Here is a 16,649-nt window from a genome sequence, read left to right as displayed (position 1 = left end):
CGCTTGGTGACGCTAGAGATGGTCCGCGCTTTCGCCAGCGTGGCCTGGCGCGCAGCCGGCACCGCCAATGATCAGCGGCATCAGTTTGGGTGCCAGCACTTTGAGCAATTGCACCGGCAGGCCGCTGGTGAAATCGAAGGCGGCGGCCTGCGCGCCCGGCACGTAGGCGATCAGCGTGCCGAAGAATCGCTCGTCGATGTTGAAGACGAAGGTCGCCGAGCGGTTCACCACGCGCGAGGCGATCAGGCGCCCGCCCGCACCAAACGTATCGAAGCGCTGATCGCCGGTGCCGGTCTTGCCGCCGACTGCGACAAAGCTGCCGTCAGGCCGCACAAAGGCATGCTTCACACGTTGCGCGGTGCCTTCCTCCACCACCCGCCGGATGGCGCCGCGCACCGCTTGCGCCACTTCGGGCGCCAGCACCTTTTCCGCCTTGGCCGGCTTGTACTGCAGCAGGGTTTCATAAGGCGTGGCGGCCGCGAAGTGCAGCGACTCGATGCGTGTGTTTGGCTTACGCACACCATCATTGACGAGTATTCCCATCAGTTCGGCCAGCGCGGCAGGGCGGTCGGCCGAGGCCCCCAGCGCGCTTGCATAGGAGGGCACCAGGGATTCGAAGGGATAGCCCATCTGCGCCCACTGACGGTGGATTTCCAGAAAGCCTTCGCCTTCGAGCAGGCCCAGAATCCGCTTGTCCTGTGCCTGCTTGCGATGGGTGGACAACAGCCAGGCATAGACCGTCTGGCGCTCGGCCACACTGGCCTGCATCACCTGCGTCTGGCTCGCGCCCGGATGGTTGCGCAGATAGCCGACCAGCCACAACTCCAGCGGATGCACACCCGCCAGGTAGCCGCGATCGGCCAGCGACATCCGCTCTGGCGCGTACTGCTCGTAGAGCTTGGCCAGCTTGGGCTCGGCCGGATTGACGCCGTCGGGCAAATTGTCCTTCACCCAGGCTGTGAACTGGTCCAGCGGCGCCTCTGGGAAAAGGGTGCGGAAGATGGCGGCCAGCCGCGAGGCGGTGGGGCGCACGTTGCCCAGCAGCAGCTCTTGCGCCTCTTGTGCGGTTTTGCCCTGGTACTTGACCAGGAAACGGCGCATGAAGACCTGGCCCTCGCTGTCGGCAAAGCGCGCCAGATAGGCGGCGCGGCGCGGATCGTCGGCATCGCGCAGCAGCTTGGCCGAGGAGCCCGGGGTCAGGAACATGTAGTGGTGCACGACATCACGCATCAGCCGGATGAACACCAGATTGACTGAGTTGCGCAGTCCATCGCGCACCGACATCACACGGCCATCGTCCTCATGCTTGAAGTTATTGAAGTGGTGCAGCCCGCCGCCGGTCATAAACCCTTCTGCCGGACTGGCGGAATAGTGCCGCTCCAGCGCCGCATCCAGCATCGCGCTCAGGCTCTTGTCCTCAGTCGTGGCAAAGTAGTCGGCGGCCCAGCGCGTCAACACGTCCTGCCGGTCGACTTCCAGCGCATGCAATTGGGCCTTGTCCAGTGTTGATAGCCGCTGATGCAGCTTGTCCATGATGTCGAGATAGGTCACCAGCGTGCGCAGTTTGGCGGTCGAGCCGAGATCGAGCTTGGTGCCTTCGTTGATATTGAGCGGGTGATCAAAGTTGTCGGTTTGCACCCGCAAATAGTTGGCCTCGGCCCCGCGCTCATAGAGCGTGAAGCTGTAGACCACCTTGGACGGATCGCCACGGTCGAGCAACTGTTTGGCCGACAGTCCGGCCGCCCGGGCGTTGGCCGGGTCGCGCAACTCGCGCAACAGGTTGGTCGCGGCTGCCTGCACCGGCGCATCCAGCGTGCTGGCGACGCTGAGATCGAGCCGATCCAGATCGTACAGCCGGTTGCCGCCCAGCAAGCCGGTCAGATGGGTGCGCACCGCATTGGCCGCCTTCTGCGTGACGAAAGATACCGCTGGCGCTGGCACCTTGTCGGCGCGCCGGTTCAGCTTCGCCTGGAGCGCGGCATCGCGCAGTGCCGGCGTGATCACACCGGCACTGCCCAGCAGGCGCAGATGGCTGTCCGTCAGCTGCTCCAGCTCGGCTTCATCGGCGTCGAAATAATAGGAAGGGCGGCGCTGCGAGATCAGCAGACTCAAGGCCTGTTTGTAAATTTGCGCCTGCTCGCCGACATCGCCGGTCTGCGCGGGCACATGGTTCAGAATGCGGTTGACGTCCTTGAAATCACGCCCGTACCAGACCCACAGCCCATCGCCCAGGCCGTGCACTTCGCCAAAGCCGGCTTTGGCGGACAGCGGCATCGTGTTCACGTAGCTCAGCACAATCTGGCGCCGCACCGCGCTGGTATCTTCACCCTGCTGGTAGGCGCGCAAGGCGGCCGACACCATTTGTTGCAATTTTTCCTGGACCGATGAGGTGCGCCCCTCGGACGAATGGCGGTATTTTTCGATCTGGGTCGCCAGCGTGCTGCCGCCAGGTGTTCTGGTGTCGCCGGTGAGGGTGCTCTGGGCCTTGATCAGCACCGCATGGGCCAGCCGGTCCCACTCCACGGCCGGGTTGCGTTTGGGGTGCTCTGGATCGAGCAGCTCACGGTTCTCGATGAACAGCAGGCTTTGCACCAGCAAGGGTGCGATGTCGTCAAAGCGTTCGAACACCCGTTTCGGATAGCGCTCCTGAAACAGACTGTCCTTGTGGCAATCGAGGATGCTCAGACCGCCCTGGATCTTTTCCGGATAGGGGGCGAAATAACCTTTGTCGACAATATCGGCCATGTCCGCTGAAATCCGGGCCTGCTGGATGATCTCGAAATCCCGCGTTCGCAATTTGCCGAAAAACACCGGCAGCAGCGAATAACCGAGACGATCGTCATAGGGTGCGCTCTGCGGGAAACGGATGGACGGACTCGGACCGGCACCGAGCGTGTAACTGGCCTTGCCCGCCAGCCCGGCAAAGAAACGCGCCTGATAGTCCGACGTGCGCAGCTCGTGCGCGACCAGCAGGCCCGCGACGACCAGCACCAGCAGCAGCGATGATGCCAACGTCACCTTGAACCAGAAAAAAAACGAAACCCACTTTCCCCGCATACGCATCACCCTGAATTTCTGGTTGGCTGCCTGGTGGGGCAGGCGACGCCGTCCTCCACCCTTTTGAAACTAACGCGGACACGAAATTCAACCGCAGCAAGTGAAGTATCGCACCTTGGACCAGCGCGAAAGCGCCCGTTTCCCGCCCGTGTAGGGTCGTGGGTGAAAAAATCAGCTATGGCTTTGCGTACCCGATAAGTGTCGAATGTTCGCTGCACCTTCCCGGTCTGGCATGACAAGCGCAGCGGCGTCTAATGTGCTACATAATTTATAGCACGTCACGTACGTTCAACAGGGGCCAGCGTCCTTTTTCCCATAAATTTTGGGTGCTTTCCTCCCGTCGCAACAAGAGTGTGTCAAGCAGCGGCGCCAGCGCGGTCGCATCTGGATTGGCCAGCATCACGTAGCGTGCGGCTTCGCCCTTGAACTCCTCATTGAGCAAGCCGATCCAGTCCAGTTCAGACAAGGTTTCCAGCACCGGCTCCAGTTGCAGGGCATCTACCCGCAGCAACTGGGCCAGTTGTTGCATCGTCAAACCCTTGACTGCGTCTGAGCGCACCCGTTCGAGCTGCTGCAGCGTTTCCAGTGCCAACTGAAACTGCAAGCCATGCGAACGGCCCCGGTGTTGTATGCCGGAGGTCAGACTGGGCAAGTAGGCCGCGATGACGGCGCCCAGCAGCACAATGATCCAGGCGACGTAAATCCAGATCAGCAGGATGGGCACCGTGGCAAAGGCGCCATACAGCACAGAGTAGGTTGGCACCTTGCCCAGGTACAGGGCCAGCAACTTCTTGGCGAGCTCAAGGCCGGCCGAGACAAACATGCCACCGGCCCAGGCATGAGACCACTTCACCCAGGTGTTGGGCACAAAGTGGTACATCGCGGCCATGCCCCAAGCCACCATAAAAAACTGCAACACATCGAGCAGAAATTGCACCCCGCCTGGCATCACGCCCACCACGCCTTTGGACGCCGAAATGGCGTACGAGGTGATGCTCAGGCTGACCCCCAGTACCAGCGGTCCCAAGGTCAGGGCGGCCCAATACACCAGCACACGCTGGCCGAGGGAGCGGCGGGTGCGCACCCGCCAGATGCCATTGAGCGTGTGATCGATGGTCAAAATCAGAGCCACCGCCGTGACCAACAACAGGGCGATCCCGGCGCCTCCCAACTTGCTGGCCTGACCGGCAAACTGGGTCAGGTAGCCCAGTACCTGGCGCGCGATATTGTCGGGAATCAGGCTGGTCACCAACCACTTTTGCAGCACGCTCTGGAGCTTGGCAAACATGGGAAAGGCGGTAAAAATGGCCAGTGCCACCGTGACCAAAGGCACCAGCGCCATGGTGGTGGTGAAGGTCAGGCTGCTCGCCGTGAGGCCCAGGCGATCTTCCGAATAGCGCTCACGCAGGGTGCGTGCGGTGCTCTTCCAGGGAAAGTTGGTCAAGTCCTTGAGCAAGGCTTCAAGGCGCTGCGGCCAGCTCAGGGGCGGCGAGGCGGGCAGGTGAGGGGGCATGTGCATGGCCGCTATGATGCCACTCCAATGATGACGTCAATGAACAAAGAACAAAACAGCGCCTCAGCACAGGTGCGCGGCACGCGCGTGCTGGCCGTGGGCAGTCTGCTGGGGCTGATCGTGCTGGGGCTGGCCTGGGAGTTGTGGCTGGCCCCGATTCGTCCGGGCGGCTCCTGGCTGGCGCTCAAAGTGTTGCCACTGTGCCTGCCTTTGGCCGGGCTGCTGAAAAACCGCATGTACACCTACCGCTGGGTCAGCCTGATGGTGTGGCTGTATTTCACCGAAGGGGCGGTGCGCGCCTACAGCGACAAAGCGCCGGGCAACTGTCTGGCCCTGGTCGAAGTGGCACTCTGTCTGAGCCTGTTCGCCGCCTGCGCACTGCACGTTCGCTGGCGCCTCAAAAACCCGATCAAAGAAGGCTGATGCTATGCAAACCCTGCTGGATGAACTTCGCCACATCGTCGGAAACGCCCACGTCTTCACCGATGGCGACCTGACGGCCTGGGAGCAGGACTGGCGCAAGCGCTCTCACGGCAAAGCACTGGCCGTCGTTCGGCCCGCTTGCACCGAGGAGGTGGCACGGGTGGTCAAAACCTGTGCTGACTATGTGAGCGCGAACCCGGCGAGCGGCGTCAGCATCGTGCCCCAGGGCGGCAACACCAGCCTGGCGGTCGGCAGCACACCCGACGAGTCCGGTCGCCAGATTGTGCTGAGCCTGCAACGCATGAACACGGTGCGCGGTCTGGATGCCGACAACTTGACCATGACCGTCGAGGCGGGCTGCATTCTGCAAAACCTGCAGGAGCGCGCCGAGGAAGCGAATTTGCTGTTTCCGCTGAGCCTGGCTGCCGAAGGCACCTGCACCATTGGCGGCAACCTGGGCACCAACGCGGGTGGCACCCAGGTGGTTCGCTACGGCAACACACGCGACCTGTGTCTGGGGCTGGAAGTTGTCACCGCGCAGGGCGAGGTGTGGCATGGCCTCTCGGGCTTGCGCAAAGACAACACCGGCTACGACCTGCGCGACCTTTTCATAGGGTCGGAGGGCACGCTGGGCATCATCACCGCCGCCACCCTGAAGCTGTATCCGCTGCCCGCCGCCCGGCTCACGGCGTGGGCCGCCGTGCCGTCGCTGGAGGCGGCCGTCACCTTGTTGGGGCTGGCACATCGGCACCTGGGCGCGGGCTTGACGGGCTTTGAGGCGATGGGGCAATTCGCCTTGAGTCTGGTCGCCAAACACTTTGCGCAGTTGCGGGTGCCGCTGCATCTGGATGCGCCGTTTTGCGTGTTGCTGGAGAACTCGGATCAGGAGTCCGAGTTGCACGCGCACACGCAGTTCGAGCACCTGCTGGAAACCGCGCTCGACCAGGGCTGCGTCACGGATGCGGTGGTGAGCGAGACCCTGGCGCAGGCGAAACAACTGTGGCATGTACGTGAAAGCATCCCGCTGGCGCAAGCGCTGGAGGGGCTCAACATCAAGCACGACATCTCGGTGCCGGTCTCCAGCATTCCCGACTTTGTGCGCGCCACTGACGCGCTCTTACAGCAAGCCCTTCCTGGTGTGCGACTGGTCAACTTTGGCCATCTGGGTGACGGCAATCTGCACTACAACGTGCAGGCGCCCGAAGGGGCGGATGCGGCAGATTTTTTGCGTGACCATGAGGCGCGGGTCAATACCCTCGTGTTTGACTCGGTGCAAGCTTTTGGCGGCTCCATCTCGGCCGAACATGGCGTAGGCAGCCTGAAAGTCGATCATCTGGCGCATTACAAGTCCCCCGTCGCCTTGGGCCTGATGCGCGCCATCAAGCGGGCGCTGGACCCGCGGAATCTGATGAACCCGGGGCGGGTGGTGCGTGTTTAAGTCATTTATGCGCATGCTATAGTGCGCATAAATAATGCACATTCAGCAAGGAGAGTTCTATGCGCACTGCTGTTCAGGCTCCCAAACGCCCGGTCAATCTGTCCATCACCGCCGACACGATTGACAAGGCCAAAGCACTTGGCATGAACCTGTCCAAAACCGTGGATGCCTTGCTTGGTGAAGAAGTCAATCGCCGCTACTGGGAAAAATGGAATGAAGACAATCAGGTGGCGATCGATCACTACAACGCCCGCATTGATAGTGAAGGCCTGCCGCTGGCCAAGTACCGGTCCTTTTGAAGAAGCACCAGATGGCACGTTTTGACGTTTATCGCCACCCGGACACTGCGCTGCGAAAGCTCACACCCTATTTGCTGGACGTGCAAAACAACTTCATCGACCGGGTTGCGAGCCGCGTGGTGATTCCACTGCGTCATGCAGCCGCTTTTGGCCCGCGCATGCGCGATTTGAATCCGCTCTTTGATATCGCCGGCGAGGACGTGGTGCTGGATAGCGCAGCATTGGCCGCATTCCCGGCAGCGGGTTTGAAACAACCCGTGGCCAGTCTGTTGACTCACCGCGACGACATCGTCGTCGCACTGGACACCCTTTTTGGTTCTTATTGACATGTCAAGCCACCCCATCCGCTCCCAATACGAGGACTTCCTGCGCCACGTGTCCACCCACGGCGTTTTCAAGGCTGACCGCACCGGCACCGGCACCACCAGCGTGTTTGGTTATCAGATGCGGTTTGACCTGAACGAGGGCTTTCCGCTGGTCACCACCAAAAAAGTGTTCCTCAAGGCCATCGTGCTGGAATTGCTGTGGTTTTTGCGCGGCGACTCGAATGTGAAATGGCTGCAAGAGCGCGGTTGCACCATCTGGGACGAATGGGCCCGCCCTGACGGTGATCTGGGCCCGGTCTATGGCGTGCAGTGGCGCAGTTGGCCGACACCCGACGGTGGCCATATCGACCAGATAGCCGAAGCCATCAAGACGCTCAAAACCAACCCCGATTCGCGTCGCATCATCGTCAGCGCCTGGAACGTGGCCGAGCTCGACAAGATGGCACTCATGCCTTGCCACGCCTTTTTCCAGTTTTACGTCGCGCCGGCGCAGACCCCTGGCGGCAAAGGCAAATTGAGCTGCCAGCTTTACCAGCGCAGCGCCGATATCTTTCTGGGTGTGCCGTTCAACATCGCCAGCTACGCGCTTTTGACCCACATGGTGGCGCAGCAGTGCGACCTGGACGTCGGTGACTTCATCTGGACCGGGGGCGACTGCCATGTCTACAGCAACCACGCCGAGCAGGTGGCGCTGCAACTGAGCCGCACGCCCTTTGCCTATCCGACGCTCAGCATCAAGCGCAAACCGGCGTCGATCTTCGACTACGCGTACGAAGACTTCGAGGTGCTCGGCTACGAGTGCCATCCCGCCATCAAGGCGCCGGTGGCGGTCTAAATGAAACTCCACCTGATTTTTGCCCGTTCTGCGAACGGCGTCATTGGTCTCAATGGCAAGCTGCCCTGGCATTTGCCCGAAGACCTGGCTCACTTCAAGCGCACCACACTGGGTTCGCCGGTCATCATGGGGCGCAAGACCTGGGATTCCTTGCCGCCCAAATTCCGGCCGCTGCCCGGTCGCCTGAACGTCGTGGTAACGCGCCAGCCGCACTGGCAGGCAGCAGGTGCCTTAACGGCGCATTCGCTGGCCGAGGCATGCGCCCTGTGTCCTTCAGACAGCCATGCCTGGGTCATCGGTGGCGCCGAGCTGTACCTGCAGGCGCTGCCCATGGCCAGCACGGCGGTGGTCACTGAAATTGACGCCAATTTTGAAGGCGACGCTTTTGCGCCACAATTCGGCCCCCAGTGGAGAGAGACTGCGCGCGAGCGGCTGGTTTCGAGCACCGGATTGAGTTTCAGTTTTGTCACCTATTGCAGAAATACAGGAGTTTGAATGTCTGGACATGGATTTCACGTGCACGGCCCACACGACCACGAGCTGGAGCACGCCCAAGCGGGCGAGCACGGTGGCGAGCATGGCGAGCACAGCGGCATGATCAACCAGATTGCATTGTTCACCGCCATCATCGCCACGATCGGCGCGATTTTTGGTTACATGGGTGGTGCCACGCAAGCCAATGCCGGCCTGTACAAAAACAACGCCGCCATCAGAAAAACCGAAGCCTCCAACCAGTGGAATTTCTTCCAGGCCAAGAGCACCAAGCAGTCACTGGCCGAGTTGGCGCGTGATTTGGCGCCAGAGGATAAAAAGTCCGGCTACCAGGCCAAGATAGACCGCTATGAGAAGGAAAAGAACGACATCAAGGTTGTGGCTGACAAGATGGAGCTTGACGCCATGCACTGGGAGAAGCAGAGCGACGAGCAGATGCACCAGCACCACCGCTGGGCGCAGTCCACCACGGTGCTGCAGATCTGCATAGCACTGGCGGCAATTTCCCTGTTGACCAAGAAAAAATGGCTGGAGTACGCCATGTTTGCTGCGGGCGGCGTCGGCATCATCGTCGGCGTTTTGGCTGCGCTACATATTTAATAGCCCATTAGGCTTATGGGATGGGGGCTGCAGCCCCGTTTGACTCGGAAGATTCTTACGATGAAATTCGCCACCTGGAACGTGAACTCGCTGACCGTGCGCTTGCCGCAGGTGCTGGACTGGCTCCAGGCCAACCCGGTCGATGTGCTGGCGCTGCAAGAACTCAAGCTGACCGACGACAAGTTTCCTGTCGATGCTTTCAGGCAAGCCGGTTACCACGCTGAATGCTTCGGCCAGAAGACCTACAACGGCGTCGCGTTGCTCAGCCGGGAACCGGCACTCAACGTGGTGCGCAACGTCCCCGGCTTTGCCGACGACATGGCGCGCTCAATCAGTGCCGAGGTCAACGGTGTGCGTGTCATCGGTGCCTATTTCCCCAATGGGCAGGAGCCGGGCTCCGACAAGTTTGAATACAAAATGGCCTGGCTCAAGGGCTTGCGCGACTGGGTCCGCGGCGAATTGCTGACGCACCCCAGACTGGTGCTGATGGGTGACTACAACATCACCTTTGACGATGCCGATGTGTGGGACCCGGTGGGCCTGAAAGACACGATTCATTGCACCGAAGAGGAGCGTTACCACCTGCGCGCCCTGATTGCGCTGGGTCTGCATGACAGTTTCCGCCTGTTCGCGCAGCCCGAGAAAAGCTACTCCTGGTGGGACTACCGCGACTTCGCCTTTCGACGTAATCATGGCTTGCGCATCGACCACATTCTGGTCAGTGATGCACTCAAACCGCTGGTGACGGCTTGTGTGATTGACAAGGCGCCGCGCAAGAATGAACGCCCCAGCGACCACGCGCCGGTGGTGGTGACGCTGGCGGACACCAACAAAGTCTAGTTTTCTATTATTTTAATAGCTGCTAGCTAAGGCTGGTCGGGGGCTAGAGCCTGATTTACTCCAAACCCAACTCCTGAATCTTGCGCGTGATGGTGTTGCGCCCGATGCCCAGCTTTTGGGCTGCCTCAATGCGTCGGCCCCGGGTGACGGCCAGTGCGGCCAGAATCAATCGCGCCTCAAAACGGTGCGTCAGGGCGTCCCACACATCATTGCGACCACTTGCCAGCAAGGCAAGGGCCTCGGCTTCAAGCCCCAACTCCCAGGCCGCCCCGACCACTTCACCGGCGCTGCCAGGCTGCGGTGGCGCCGTGGCAGCCGATCCGTAAGAGGGCATTGACTCTGGGCCTGCGGTGGCGGCTACCACCGATGACTCGGGTGGGTGCGGTTGCGGGGCAGACATCATCAGGGTTGCGGGCGAGGGCATGGCGGCCGGCGTCTCACCGGGGCCAGTTGCCATCACCCCCACTTCCGGCGGCAAGTCCTTGGGTTCGATCACCTGTGCTGGCGCCATCACGGTCAACCAGTGGCAGATGTTTTCCAGCTGCCGCACGTTACCCGGAAAGGCAAAGTTGCCGAGCCACACCAGGGCCGCTTCTGAAATCCTCTTGGGCTCGACACCCAGCTGGGCGGCACTTTGCTGCAAAAAGTGGCGCGTCAGTACGGCAATGTCCTCCTTGCGCTCACGCAAGGGCGGCAGGCGCAGGCGGATGACGTTGAGCCGGTGAAACAGATCCTCCCGGAAGGCGCCCTCCTTGACGCGTTGCTCCAGGTTTTGGTGCGTGGCGGCAATCACGCGCACATTGGTCTTGACGGCGCTGTGGCCCCCCACGCGGTAAAAATGGCCGTCGCTCAAGACGCGCAACAAACGGGTTTGCAGGTCAAACGGCATGTCGCCGATTTCATCCAGAAACAGCGTGCCGCCATCGGCCTGCTCAAAGCGGCCCCGGCGCATGGCTTGCGCGCCGGTGAAGGCGCCGCGCTCGTGCCCGAACAGTTCGGATTCCAGCAAATCTTTGGGGATGGCCGCGGTGTTGATCGCCACAAACGGCCCCTTGGCGCGTGGCGAGTGCTTGTGCAGCGCACGCGCCACCAGCTCTTTGCCCGAGCCAGACTCACCGGTGATCATGACCGTGACGTTGCTCTGGCTCAAACGGCCGATGGCGCGAAACACATCCTGCATGGCCGGCGCCTGTCCCAGCATCTCGGGGGCGTCGGAGGTGAGTTCTTGCGCCACTTCTTCGCGCTGGCTTTCTTCTACCGCGCGGCGAATCAGCTCCACCGCCTTGGACAGGTCAAATGGCTTGGGCAGGTATTCAAACGCGCCGCCCTGAAAGGCCGATACCGCGCTGTCCAGATCGGAATACGCGGTCATGATGATCACCGGCAGCGCAGGGTATTTTTCCTTCACTTTTTCCAGTAGATCCAAACCCGAGCCGCCCGGCATGCGAATGTCACTCACCAACACGCGTGGCGCGTTGTCGTCGTTGCAGTCATTGAGCGCGGCCAGCACCTCGCGCGAACTGGTGAAACTGCGCGTGGGCAAATCTTCTCGCAGCAGCGCCTTCTCCAGCACGAAGCGGATGGACTGGTCATCATCTACGATCCAAATCGGCTTCATATGTGGGCTTACCTCAGGTCAATGGCGAGAACGGTTAAGGGAGTGGAATCAATATCTTGAAATCCGTGCAGCCCGGCACACTGTCGCACTCGATCAAGCCGTGGTGTTGCTGGACAAAGGTTTGCGCCAATGTCAGTCCCAGCCCCGAACCGCCTTCACGCCCTGACACCAGCGGATAGAAAATGCGGTCTTTGATCGAGTCTGGTACACCAGGCCCGTTGTCAATCACATGCAATTCCAGTGCCAACCGGTAGCGTTGTTTACCAAAAGTGATCTGGCGCGCAATTCGCGTGCGAAAAGTCAGGCAGGCGCTGCCTTGCGCTATCTGCGCTGCCAGCGCCTGGCAGGCGTTGTGCGCAATGTTGAGTACGGTCTGAATAAGCTGCTCGCGGTCACCGCGAAACTCGGGAATCGAGGTGTCAAAGTCGCGCACCACCTGCAGGCCCTTGGGGAATTCGGCCGACAGGAGCAGCCGCACATGTTCACAGACCTCGTGGATGTTGACATCCCCCACCAGATGCGGGCGCCGGTGCGGTGCCAGCAGCCGGTCCACCAGTGTTTGCAGACGATCCGCCTCATGGATGATGACCTGCGTGTATTCGGTGAGTTCTGCCGAGTCCATTTCGAGCTCCAGCAACTGCGCCGCGCCGCGAATACCGCCCAGCGGGTTCTTGATCTCGTGCGCCAGATTGCGAATCAACTCTTTGTTGGCCTGCGCCTGCTCAGCCAGGCGTTCCTCCCGGTCCTGACGCGCTTGTTGCTCCAGTGGCAGCAACTCGACCACAATTTCATCTTCTGTTTCAGTCCGGGTCACGATCACGTGCACCGGCAGTGGCTCGTGGTTCAAGCGTTTGAGCCAGGTGTCATAGCGCAAGGCGGCAAATTCATTGTCATCCGCGCTTTGCAGGGCCTGTTGGAGGCGGGCGGGTTCCGTAAAGCTGTCGGACAGGCATGAGCCCACAATCGCGCGCCGTGACATGCCGCGCGCATCCTCCAGCGCGGCATTGGCAAAGAGGACGGTGCCATTGCTGTGCACCACTGCCACCAGCGTGGCCAGCAGGTCAAACGACTGGAAGCGCAGCGTCGCCGCGGCGCTGGACGCGACGTCAGGGGCAGTCGGGGTGTGATCGGGCTTGTCCAAGCGACTTACTTAGCCCCAGGTGCCGCCGCCGGAACGCCGAGTCGCCCGAGTTCACGCCGAATGCCGGCCATGTCGCTCTCGTTGCGGGCCAGACTGGCCTTGAGTTCCGCCACCCGGTCCAGGTATTTCTGGTAATTGCGCGCCTCGCTGCCCTGCTTTTCCGGCTCGCCGTTGTTGTATTCCCGCAGCAACTCTTCCTGGCGCGCCTGGGCTTTCTTCAGCTCCAGTTCGAGAATCTGGCGCGCATCCGAGTCACGCGACTTCTGATCTGCGGCGTCGACCCGCTGCCCGGGCGCAGACGCAGCTTGCGGCGCTGCCGCTGCCGGCTTCTGCTGGGCGGCATGGGGACGGGTGCCCTGCACCACGGTCACGTTGCCGCCTTCCATGAGCTTGCAGCCTTTTGTCTGGGCACTGGGCACGGTGTTGGTGTATTCGTTGCCACAGCGGTAAATTCGCTCCTGGGCAAAGCTGTTGCCCACCAACAAGCAAGCCGCCAGGGAAATCAATAAAGCATGGTTCATAAATTTTCCACGCTGGAAAAAATGCATGGATGAAGTTGTCAGTATGCGTCAGTTACACATGATGTGAAGAAAGTTCAATCCACGCAAATGAAAAAGGACGGCAAATGCCGTCCTTTTTTACCACATTCCTTGTCAGTTGAGGACAGAGCTGGCTCGCTGCGCCCTGTCCCGCAAGGTTCTGTCGTGGTTTACAGCGAATAGTACATGTCGAACTCGATCGGGTGGGTGGCCATGCGCAAGCGCGTGACCTCGCCCATCTTGAGTTCAATGTAGGCATCGAGCAGACTGTCGGTGAAGACGCCGCCCTTGGTCAGGAAGCTGCGGTCAGCGTCCAGGCAGTCCAGCGCCTGGTCCAGGCTGTGGCAGACGGTCGGAATCTTCGCGTTTTCTTCTGGTGGCAGGTGGTACAGGTCTTTGGTGGCGGCTTCGCCCGGATGGATTTTGTTTTCCACGCCGTCCAGACCGGCCATCATCAGGGCCGCAAAACCAAGGTACGGATTCATCAGCGGATCGGGGAACCGAGCCTCGATGCGGCGGCCCTTGGGGTTGGCCACGTACGGAATGCGGATCGAGGCCGAGCGGTTCTTGGCCGAATAAGCCAATTTCACCGGGGCCTCAAAACCGGGCACCAGACGCTTGTAGCTGTTGGTGCCGGGGTTGGTGATGGCGTTCAAGGCGCGGGCGTGCTTGATGATACCGCCCACGTAGTACAGCGCAAAGTCGCTCAAACCAGCATAGCCGTCGCCGGCAAACAGGTTTTTGCCGTCTTTCCAGATCGACTGGTGCACGTGCATGCCCGAGCCGTTGTCGCCGACGATCGGTTTGGGCATGAAGGTGGCGGTTTTGCCATAGGCATTGGCCACGTTTTGCACCACGTATTTCAGGACTTGCGTCCAGTCGGCGCGTTGCACCAGCGTGCTGAACTTGGTGCCCAGTTCATTCTGACCGGCGCCTGCCACTTCGTGGTGGAACACTTCAACCGGAATGCCCAGCGATTCGAGGATCAGGGACATCTCGGCGCGCATGTCTTGCGTGCTGTCCACCGGGGGCACTGGAAAGTAGCCGCCCTTGACGGTATTGCGGTGACCGCGATTGCCGCCTTCGATCTTCTTGCCGGAATTCCAGGGCGCTTCGTACTCGTCGATCTTGAAGAAAGTGCCCGACATGTCGGTGTTCCAGCGCACGTCATCAAAGATGAAAAATTCTGGCTCAGGGCCGAAAAAGGCGGTGTCTCCCATGCCGGAGGCCTTGAGGTAGGCTTCAGCACGCTTGCCGACGGAGCGGGGGTCGCGGTCATAGGCTTTGCCGTCATTGGGCTCAACCACGTCGCAGCTCATGAACAACGTCGTTTCTTCAAAGAACGGATCAATGTTGGCGGTGTTGGGGTCGGGCATGAGCTGCATGTCGGAGGCTTCAATGCCTTTCCAGCCGGCGATCGACGAGCCGTCAAAGGCGTGGCCCGAACTGAACTTGTCTTCATCAAAATGAGAAACCGGCACGGTCACGTGCTGTTCCTTGCCCCGGGTATCGGTGAAACGGAAGTCAACAAACTTGACTTCGCTGTCTTTCACCATCTTCATGACGTCTGCGACGGTCTTGGCCATCAAATACTCCTGGTTGAATCGTTGTTGAAAAGGGTATGGTTAGGTGTCATGCAGTTTTTGTGCCAGTTGCGGCGCTGCGACCTAAGTGTCCAATACAACATTTTGCCCTGACTTTCAGTCGTTGCCGACCTCCGTTGCAGAAACATTACATCGCATCAATGAGTTTTAGCACCAATTAAGTGCGCTCACTTGTAGTTGCTGATTTGTCAGGATTATTTCTGCACCAATTCAGGGCCAAGATTGGCGTTAAGACGGTGCAGACCCGCCAGCAGATCAGCATAGGCCGGGGCGACCCGTGCTGGTTCACCCTTGACCCCCAGTTCAATGTGCCGTCCGTACTCGGGATGATCCACGCTGGGCAGGCTGAACACCTTGATGCCGATGTGCCGCCGCTCAATGTCTTGCATCAGCGGCGTCAGTGTGGCTTCCATGGCGCCAAACACAATGACCGACTGCTCGATCCAGGCGGCAGTTTGATGCAACTGCGGGTAATGCGTGTCGAGCACCCATTCGATCATCGGCCAGGCCATGACCGGAAAACCGGGCACAAAGTGCACCGAGCCCCAGCTGAAGCCCGCAATGCGGTTGTACGGGTTGGGAATGATCTCCGCACCGACCGGAAACACGGCCATGTTGAGCCGGTGCTGGTTGTCAGGGTGATCGGCCTCATAGACGCTGCCCTGTTCTTTGGCGAGGTCTTGCATGCGCTGGCGGATCAGTTCGGCGGCCTGGGGGTGCAGCGCCAGTTCAAGTCCGAGGGCATTTGCGGCGCACTGGCGGGTGTGGTCGTCGGGGGTGGCGCCAATGCCGCCGGTTGAAAACACCACATCGCCCGATGCAAAGGCACGCTTCAGTGTGGCCGTGATGCGCTCGGGCGAGTCGCCCACGTACTCGGCGTAGTCAAGCGACAGGCCGCGCGCTTTGAGCAGTTCGATGACTTTGGGCAGGTGCTTGTCAGCGCGCTTGCCTGACAAAATTTCATCCCCAATGATGATCAGGCCGAAACGGGGTGCTGCGTTAGAGGGAGGTGTTGGCATTGGCAGTTGGTTCATCCGGCAATGTTAGCGCCTGCACGTCAATTATTGTGGCGCCAGGCGTGGGCCCGGCTGCGACCGGGTCCGCCTCGGCGCGCAAGGCTTGCAGGGCGGCCAGACTGTAATGCGCAAACCAGAGTGACGACAACGCAAAGATCAGCGTGTAAAGCCAGATCGCCAGTGGCATCAAAATGACAAACGCCGCCGCAAACAAGACGCCTGAGGCCCACAACATGCTGGGTGCGGCGCCCAGGTAGCCGCAAAAAACGCCGATACCCAACAGCCAGCCGCGATGACGGCGAAAAATCTCGCGTCGCTCCTCGACACTGGCGTGTTCGGCCAGTGCATCAAACGCCATCACGCGATAAGTCAGCCAACCCCAGATCAGCGGCGGCAGCACCAGAATCAAGGGCGGAATCAGCCACAGCGGCAGGGAAACCAGCAAGGCGATCAAGGCCAGCCCGGTCGAGCCCAAAGACCACAGCAGACTGCGCACCAAGGAGCCACCGTGCTTGCGCTCGAGTTGCGGAAAACGCCGCGCAGCCACCAGCCGGGTCAGCAGCGGTGTCATCAACAGCGCCACGGTGAGCAAGGACAGCATCACAAGGATGGGTGTCACGGCAAAAATCACGATCAGAGGCGCCAGCGCCAGCTTGAGGCTGCCCGCGCCCACGCTTTGCAGCCAGTCCCAGACGGTGTTGACGAGGGTGGACGCCTCCAGCGCCCCGCGCACCCACTCCAGCGTGTTGTCCCAAAAGTAGTAGCCCAGGCCCCAAGCGAGCGCCACCGTCAGCAGCAGCGGCAACAGCGACAACACGATCACACGCGGATGCAGGCAATAGGCCACTGCGCGCCAGAAGGCATCGAGAAACAGGTTCATGACGCAAGCATACCGCGCGCTCGCAGCA

The 16,649-nt window shown here is 60.7% G+C and carries 16 protein-coding genes; 8 read left to right on the top strand and 8 right to left on the bottom strand.

All coding sequences use genetic code 11. The features are described 5' to 3' along the window. Window positions 1-12 precede the first annotated feature (12 nt). Entirely contained in the window at window positions 13-3,057 is a 3,045-nt protein-coding gene (locus RFER_RS15130; protein WP_011465269.1) for a transglycosylase domain-containing protein, read from the bottom strand. 268 nt (window positions 3,058-3,325) lie between these two features. Then, a complete protein-coding gene (locus tag RFER_RS15125) occupies window positions 3,326-4,576 on the bottom strand; it encodes a YihY family inner membrane protein (RefSeq protein ID WP_011465268.1) in 1,251 nt (416 codons plus the stop codon). 33 nt (window positions 4,577-4,609) lie between these two features. Between RFER_RS15125 and RFER_RS15120 the strand changes: the two genes are divergently transcribed. The 8 genes from RFER_RS15120 to xth are packed head-to-tail and all read left to right on the top strand — an operon-like array spanning window position 4,610 to window position 9,823. Next, on the top strand, window positions 4,610-4,993 hold the full coding sequence (locus RFER_RS15120; protein WP_041790823.1) for a DUF2069 domain-containing protein: 384 nt from the start codon (window positions 4,610-4,612) through the stop codon (window positions 4,991-4,993). Window positions 4,994-4,997: 4 nt separating this feature from the next. Continuing rightward, window positions 4,998-6,431 carry an FAD-binding oxidoreductase gene (locus RFER_RS15115; protein ID WP_011465266.1) on the top strand — a complete coding sequence of 478 codons (1,434 nt, stop codon included), beginning with the start codon at window positions 4,998-5,000 and terminating at the stop codon, window positions 6,429-6,431. 59 nt (window positions 6,432-6,490) lie between these two features. Next, complete coding sequence (locus tag RFER_RS15110; protein ID WP_011465265.1) at window positions 6,491-6,730, top strand: type II toxin-antitoxin system CcdA family antitoxin; 240 nt, start codon at window positions 6,491-6,493, stop codon at window positions 6,728-6,730. An 11-nt stretch (window positions 6,731-6,741) separates the two neighbouring features. Continuing rightward, window positions 6,742-7,056 carry a CcdB family protein gene (locus RFER_RS15105; RefSeq protein WP_011465264.1) on the top strand — a complete coding sequence of 105 codons (315 nt, stop codon included), beginning with the start codon at window positions 6,742-6,744 and terminating at the stop codon, window positions 7,054-7,056. Between the two features lies 1 nt (window position 7,057). Next, on the top strand, window positions 7,058-7,891 hold the full coding sequence (locus RFER_RS15100) for a thymidylate synthase (protein ID WP_011465263.1): 834 nt from the start codon (window positions 7,058-7,060) through the stop codon (window positions 7,889-7,891). Beyond that, window positions 7,892-8,386: a dihydrofolate reductase gene (locus RFER_RS15095; RefSeq protein ID WP_011465262.1), complete on the top strand. Its 495-nt coding sequence runs from the start codon at window positions 7,892-7,894 to the stop codon at window positions 8,384-8,386. It begins immediately after the preceding gene. Further along, window positions 8,387-8,983 (top strand): DUF4337 domain-containing protein, encoded by a 597-nt coding sequence (locus RFER_RS15090; RefSeq protein ID WP_011465261.1) that lies wholly within the window; start codon window positions 8,387-8,389, stop codon window positions 8,981-8,983. Window positions 8,984-9,043: 60 nt separating this feature from the next. Further along, complete coding sequence (gene xth, locus RFER_RS15085) at window positions 9,044-9,823, top strand: exodeoxyribonuclease III (protein WP_041790821.1); 780 nt, start codon at window positions 9,044-9,046, stop codon at window positions 9,821-9,823. Between the two features lie 55 nt (window positions 9,824-9,878). Here the strand turns inward: xth and ntrC are convergent, their stop codons facing one another. The 6 genes from ntrC to RFER_RS15055 form a co-directional block, all read right to left on the bottom strand. After that, window positions 9,879-11,441: a nitrogen regulation protein NR(I) gene (ntrC, locus tag RFER_RS15080; protein ID WP_011465259.1), complete on the bottom strand. Its 1,563-nt coding sequence runs from the start codon at window positions 11,439-11,441 to the stop codon at window positions 9,879-9,881. 34 nt (window positions 11,442-11,475) lie between these two features. Further along, window positions 11,476-12,582 carry a nitrogen regulation protein NR(II) gene (glnL, locus tag RFER_RS15075; protein WP_011465258.1) on the bottom strand — a complete coding sequence of 369 codons (1,107 nt, stop codon included), beginning with the start codon at window positions 12,580-12,582 and terminating at the stop codon, window positions 11,476-11,478. Window positions 12,583-12,587: 5 nt separating this feature from the next. Continuing rightward, window positions 12,588-13,103, bottom strand: a complete 516-nt coding sequence (locus tag RFER_RS15070; protein WP_041792482.1) for a hypothetical protein — start codon at window positions 13,101-13,103, stop codon at window positions 12,588-12,590. Between the two features lie 188 nt (window positions 13,104-13,291). After that, entirely contained in the window at window positions 13,292-14,707 is a 1,416-nt protein-coding gene (gene glnA, locus RFER_RS15065) for a type I glutamate--ammonia ligase (RefSeq protein WP_011465256.1), read from the bottom strand. 212 nt (window positions 14,708-14,919) lie between these two features. Then, entirely contained in the window at window positions 14,920-15,744 is an 825-nt protein-coding gene (locus RFER_RS15060; RefSeq protein ID WP_011465255.1) for a competence/damage-inducible protein A, read from the bottom strand. Continuing rightward, the gene (locus tag RFER_RS15055) at window positions 15,725-16,621 is read right to left on the bottom strand and encodes an EI24 domain-containing protein (RefSeq protein ID WP_011465254.1); all 897 of its coding nucleotides are present in this window, start codon (window positions 16,619-16,621) and stop codon (window positions 15,725-15,727) included. Before RFER_RS15055 ends, RFER_RS15060 begins: the two co-directional genes overlap by 20 nt. Window positions 16,622-16,649 lie beyond the last annotated feature (28 nt).

Source organism: Rhodoferax ferrireducens T118 (assembly GCF_000013605.1).
Lineage (GTDB): Bacteria > Pseudomonadota > Gammaproteobacteria > Burkholderiales > Burkholderiaceae_C > Rhodoferax > Rhodoferax ferrireducens.
The sequence above is the reverse complement of the archived record's forward strand: the minus strand, read 5'-3'. Positions and strand labels throughout refer to the sequence as shown.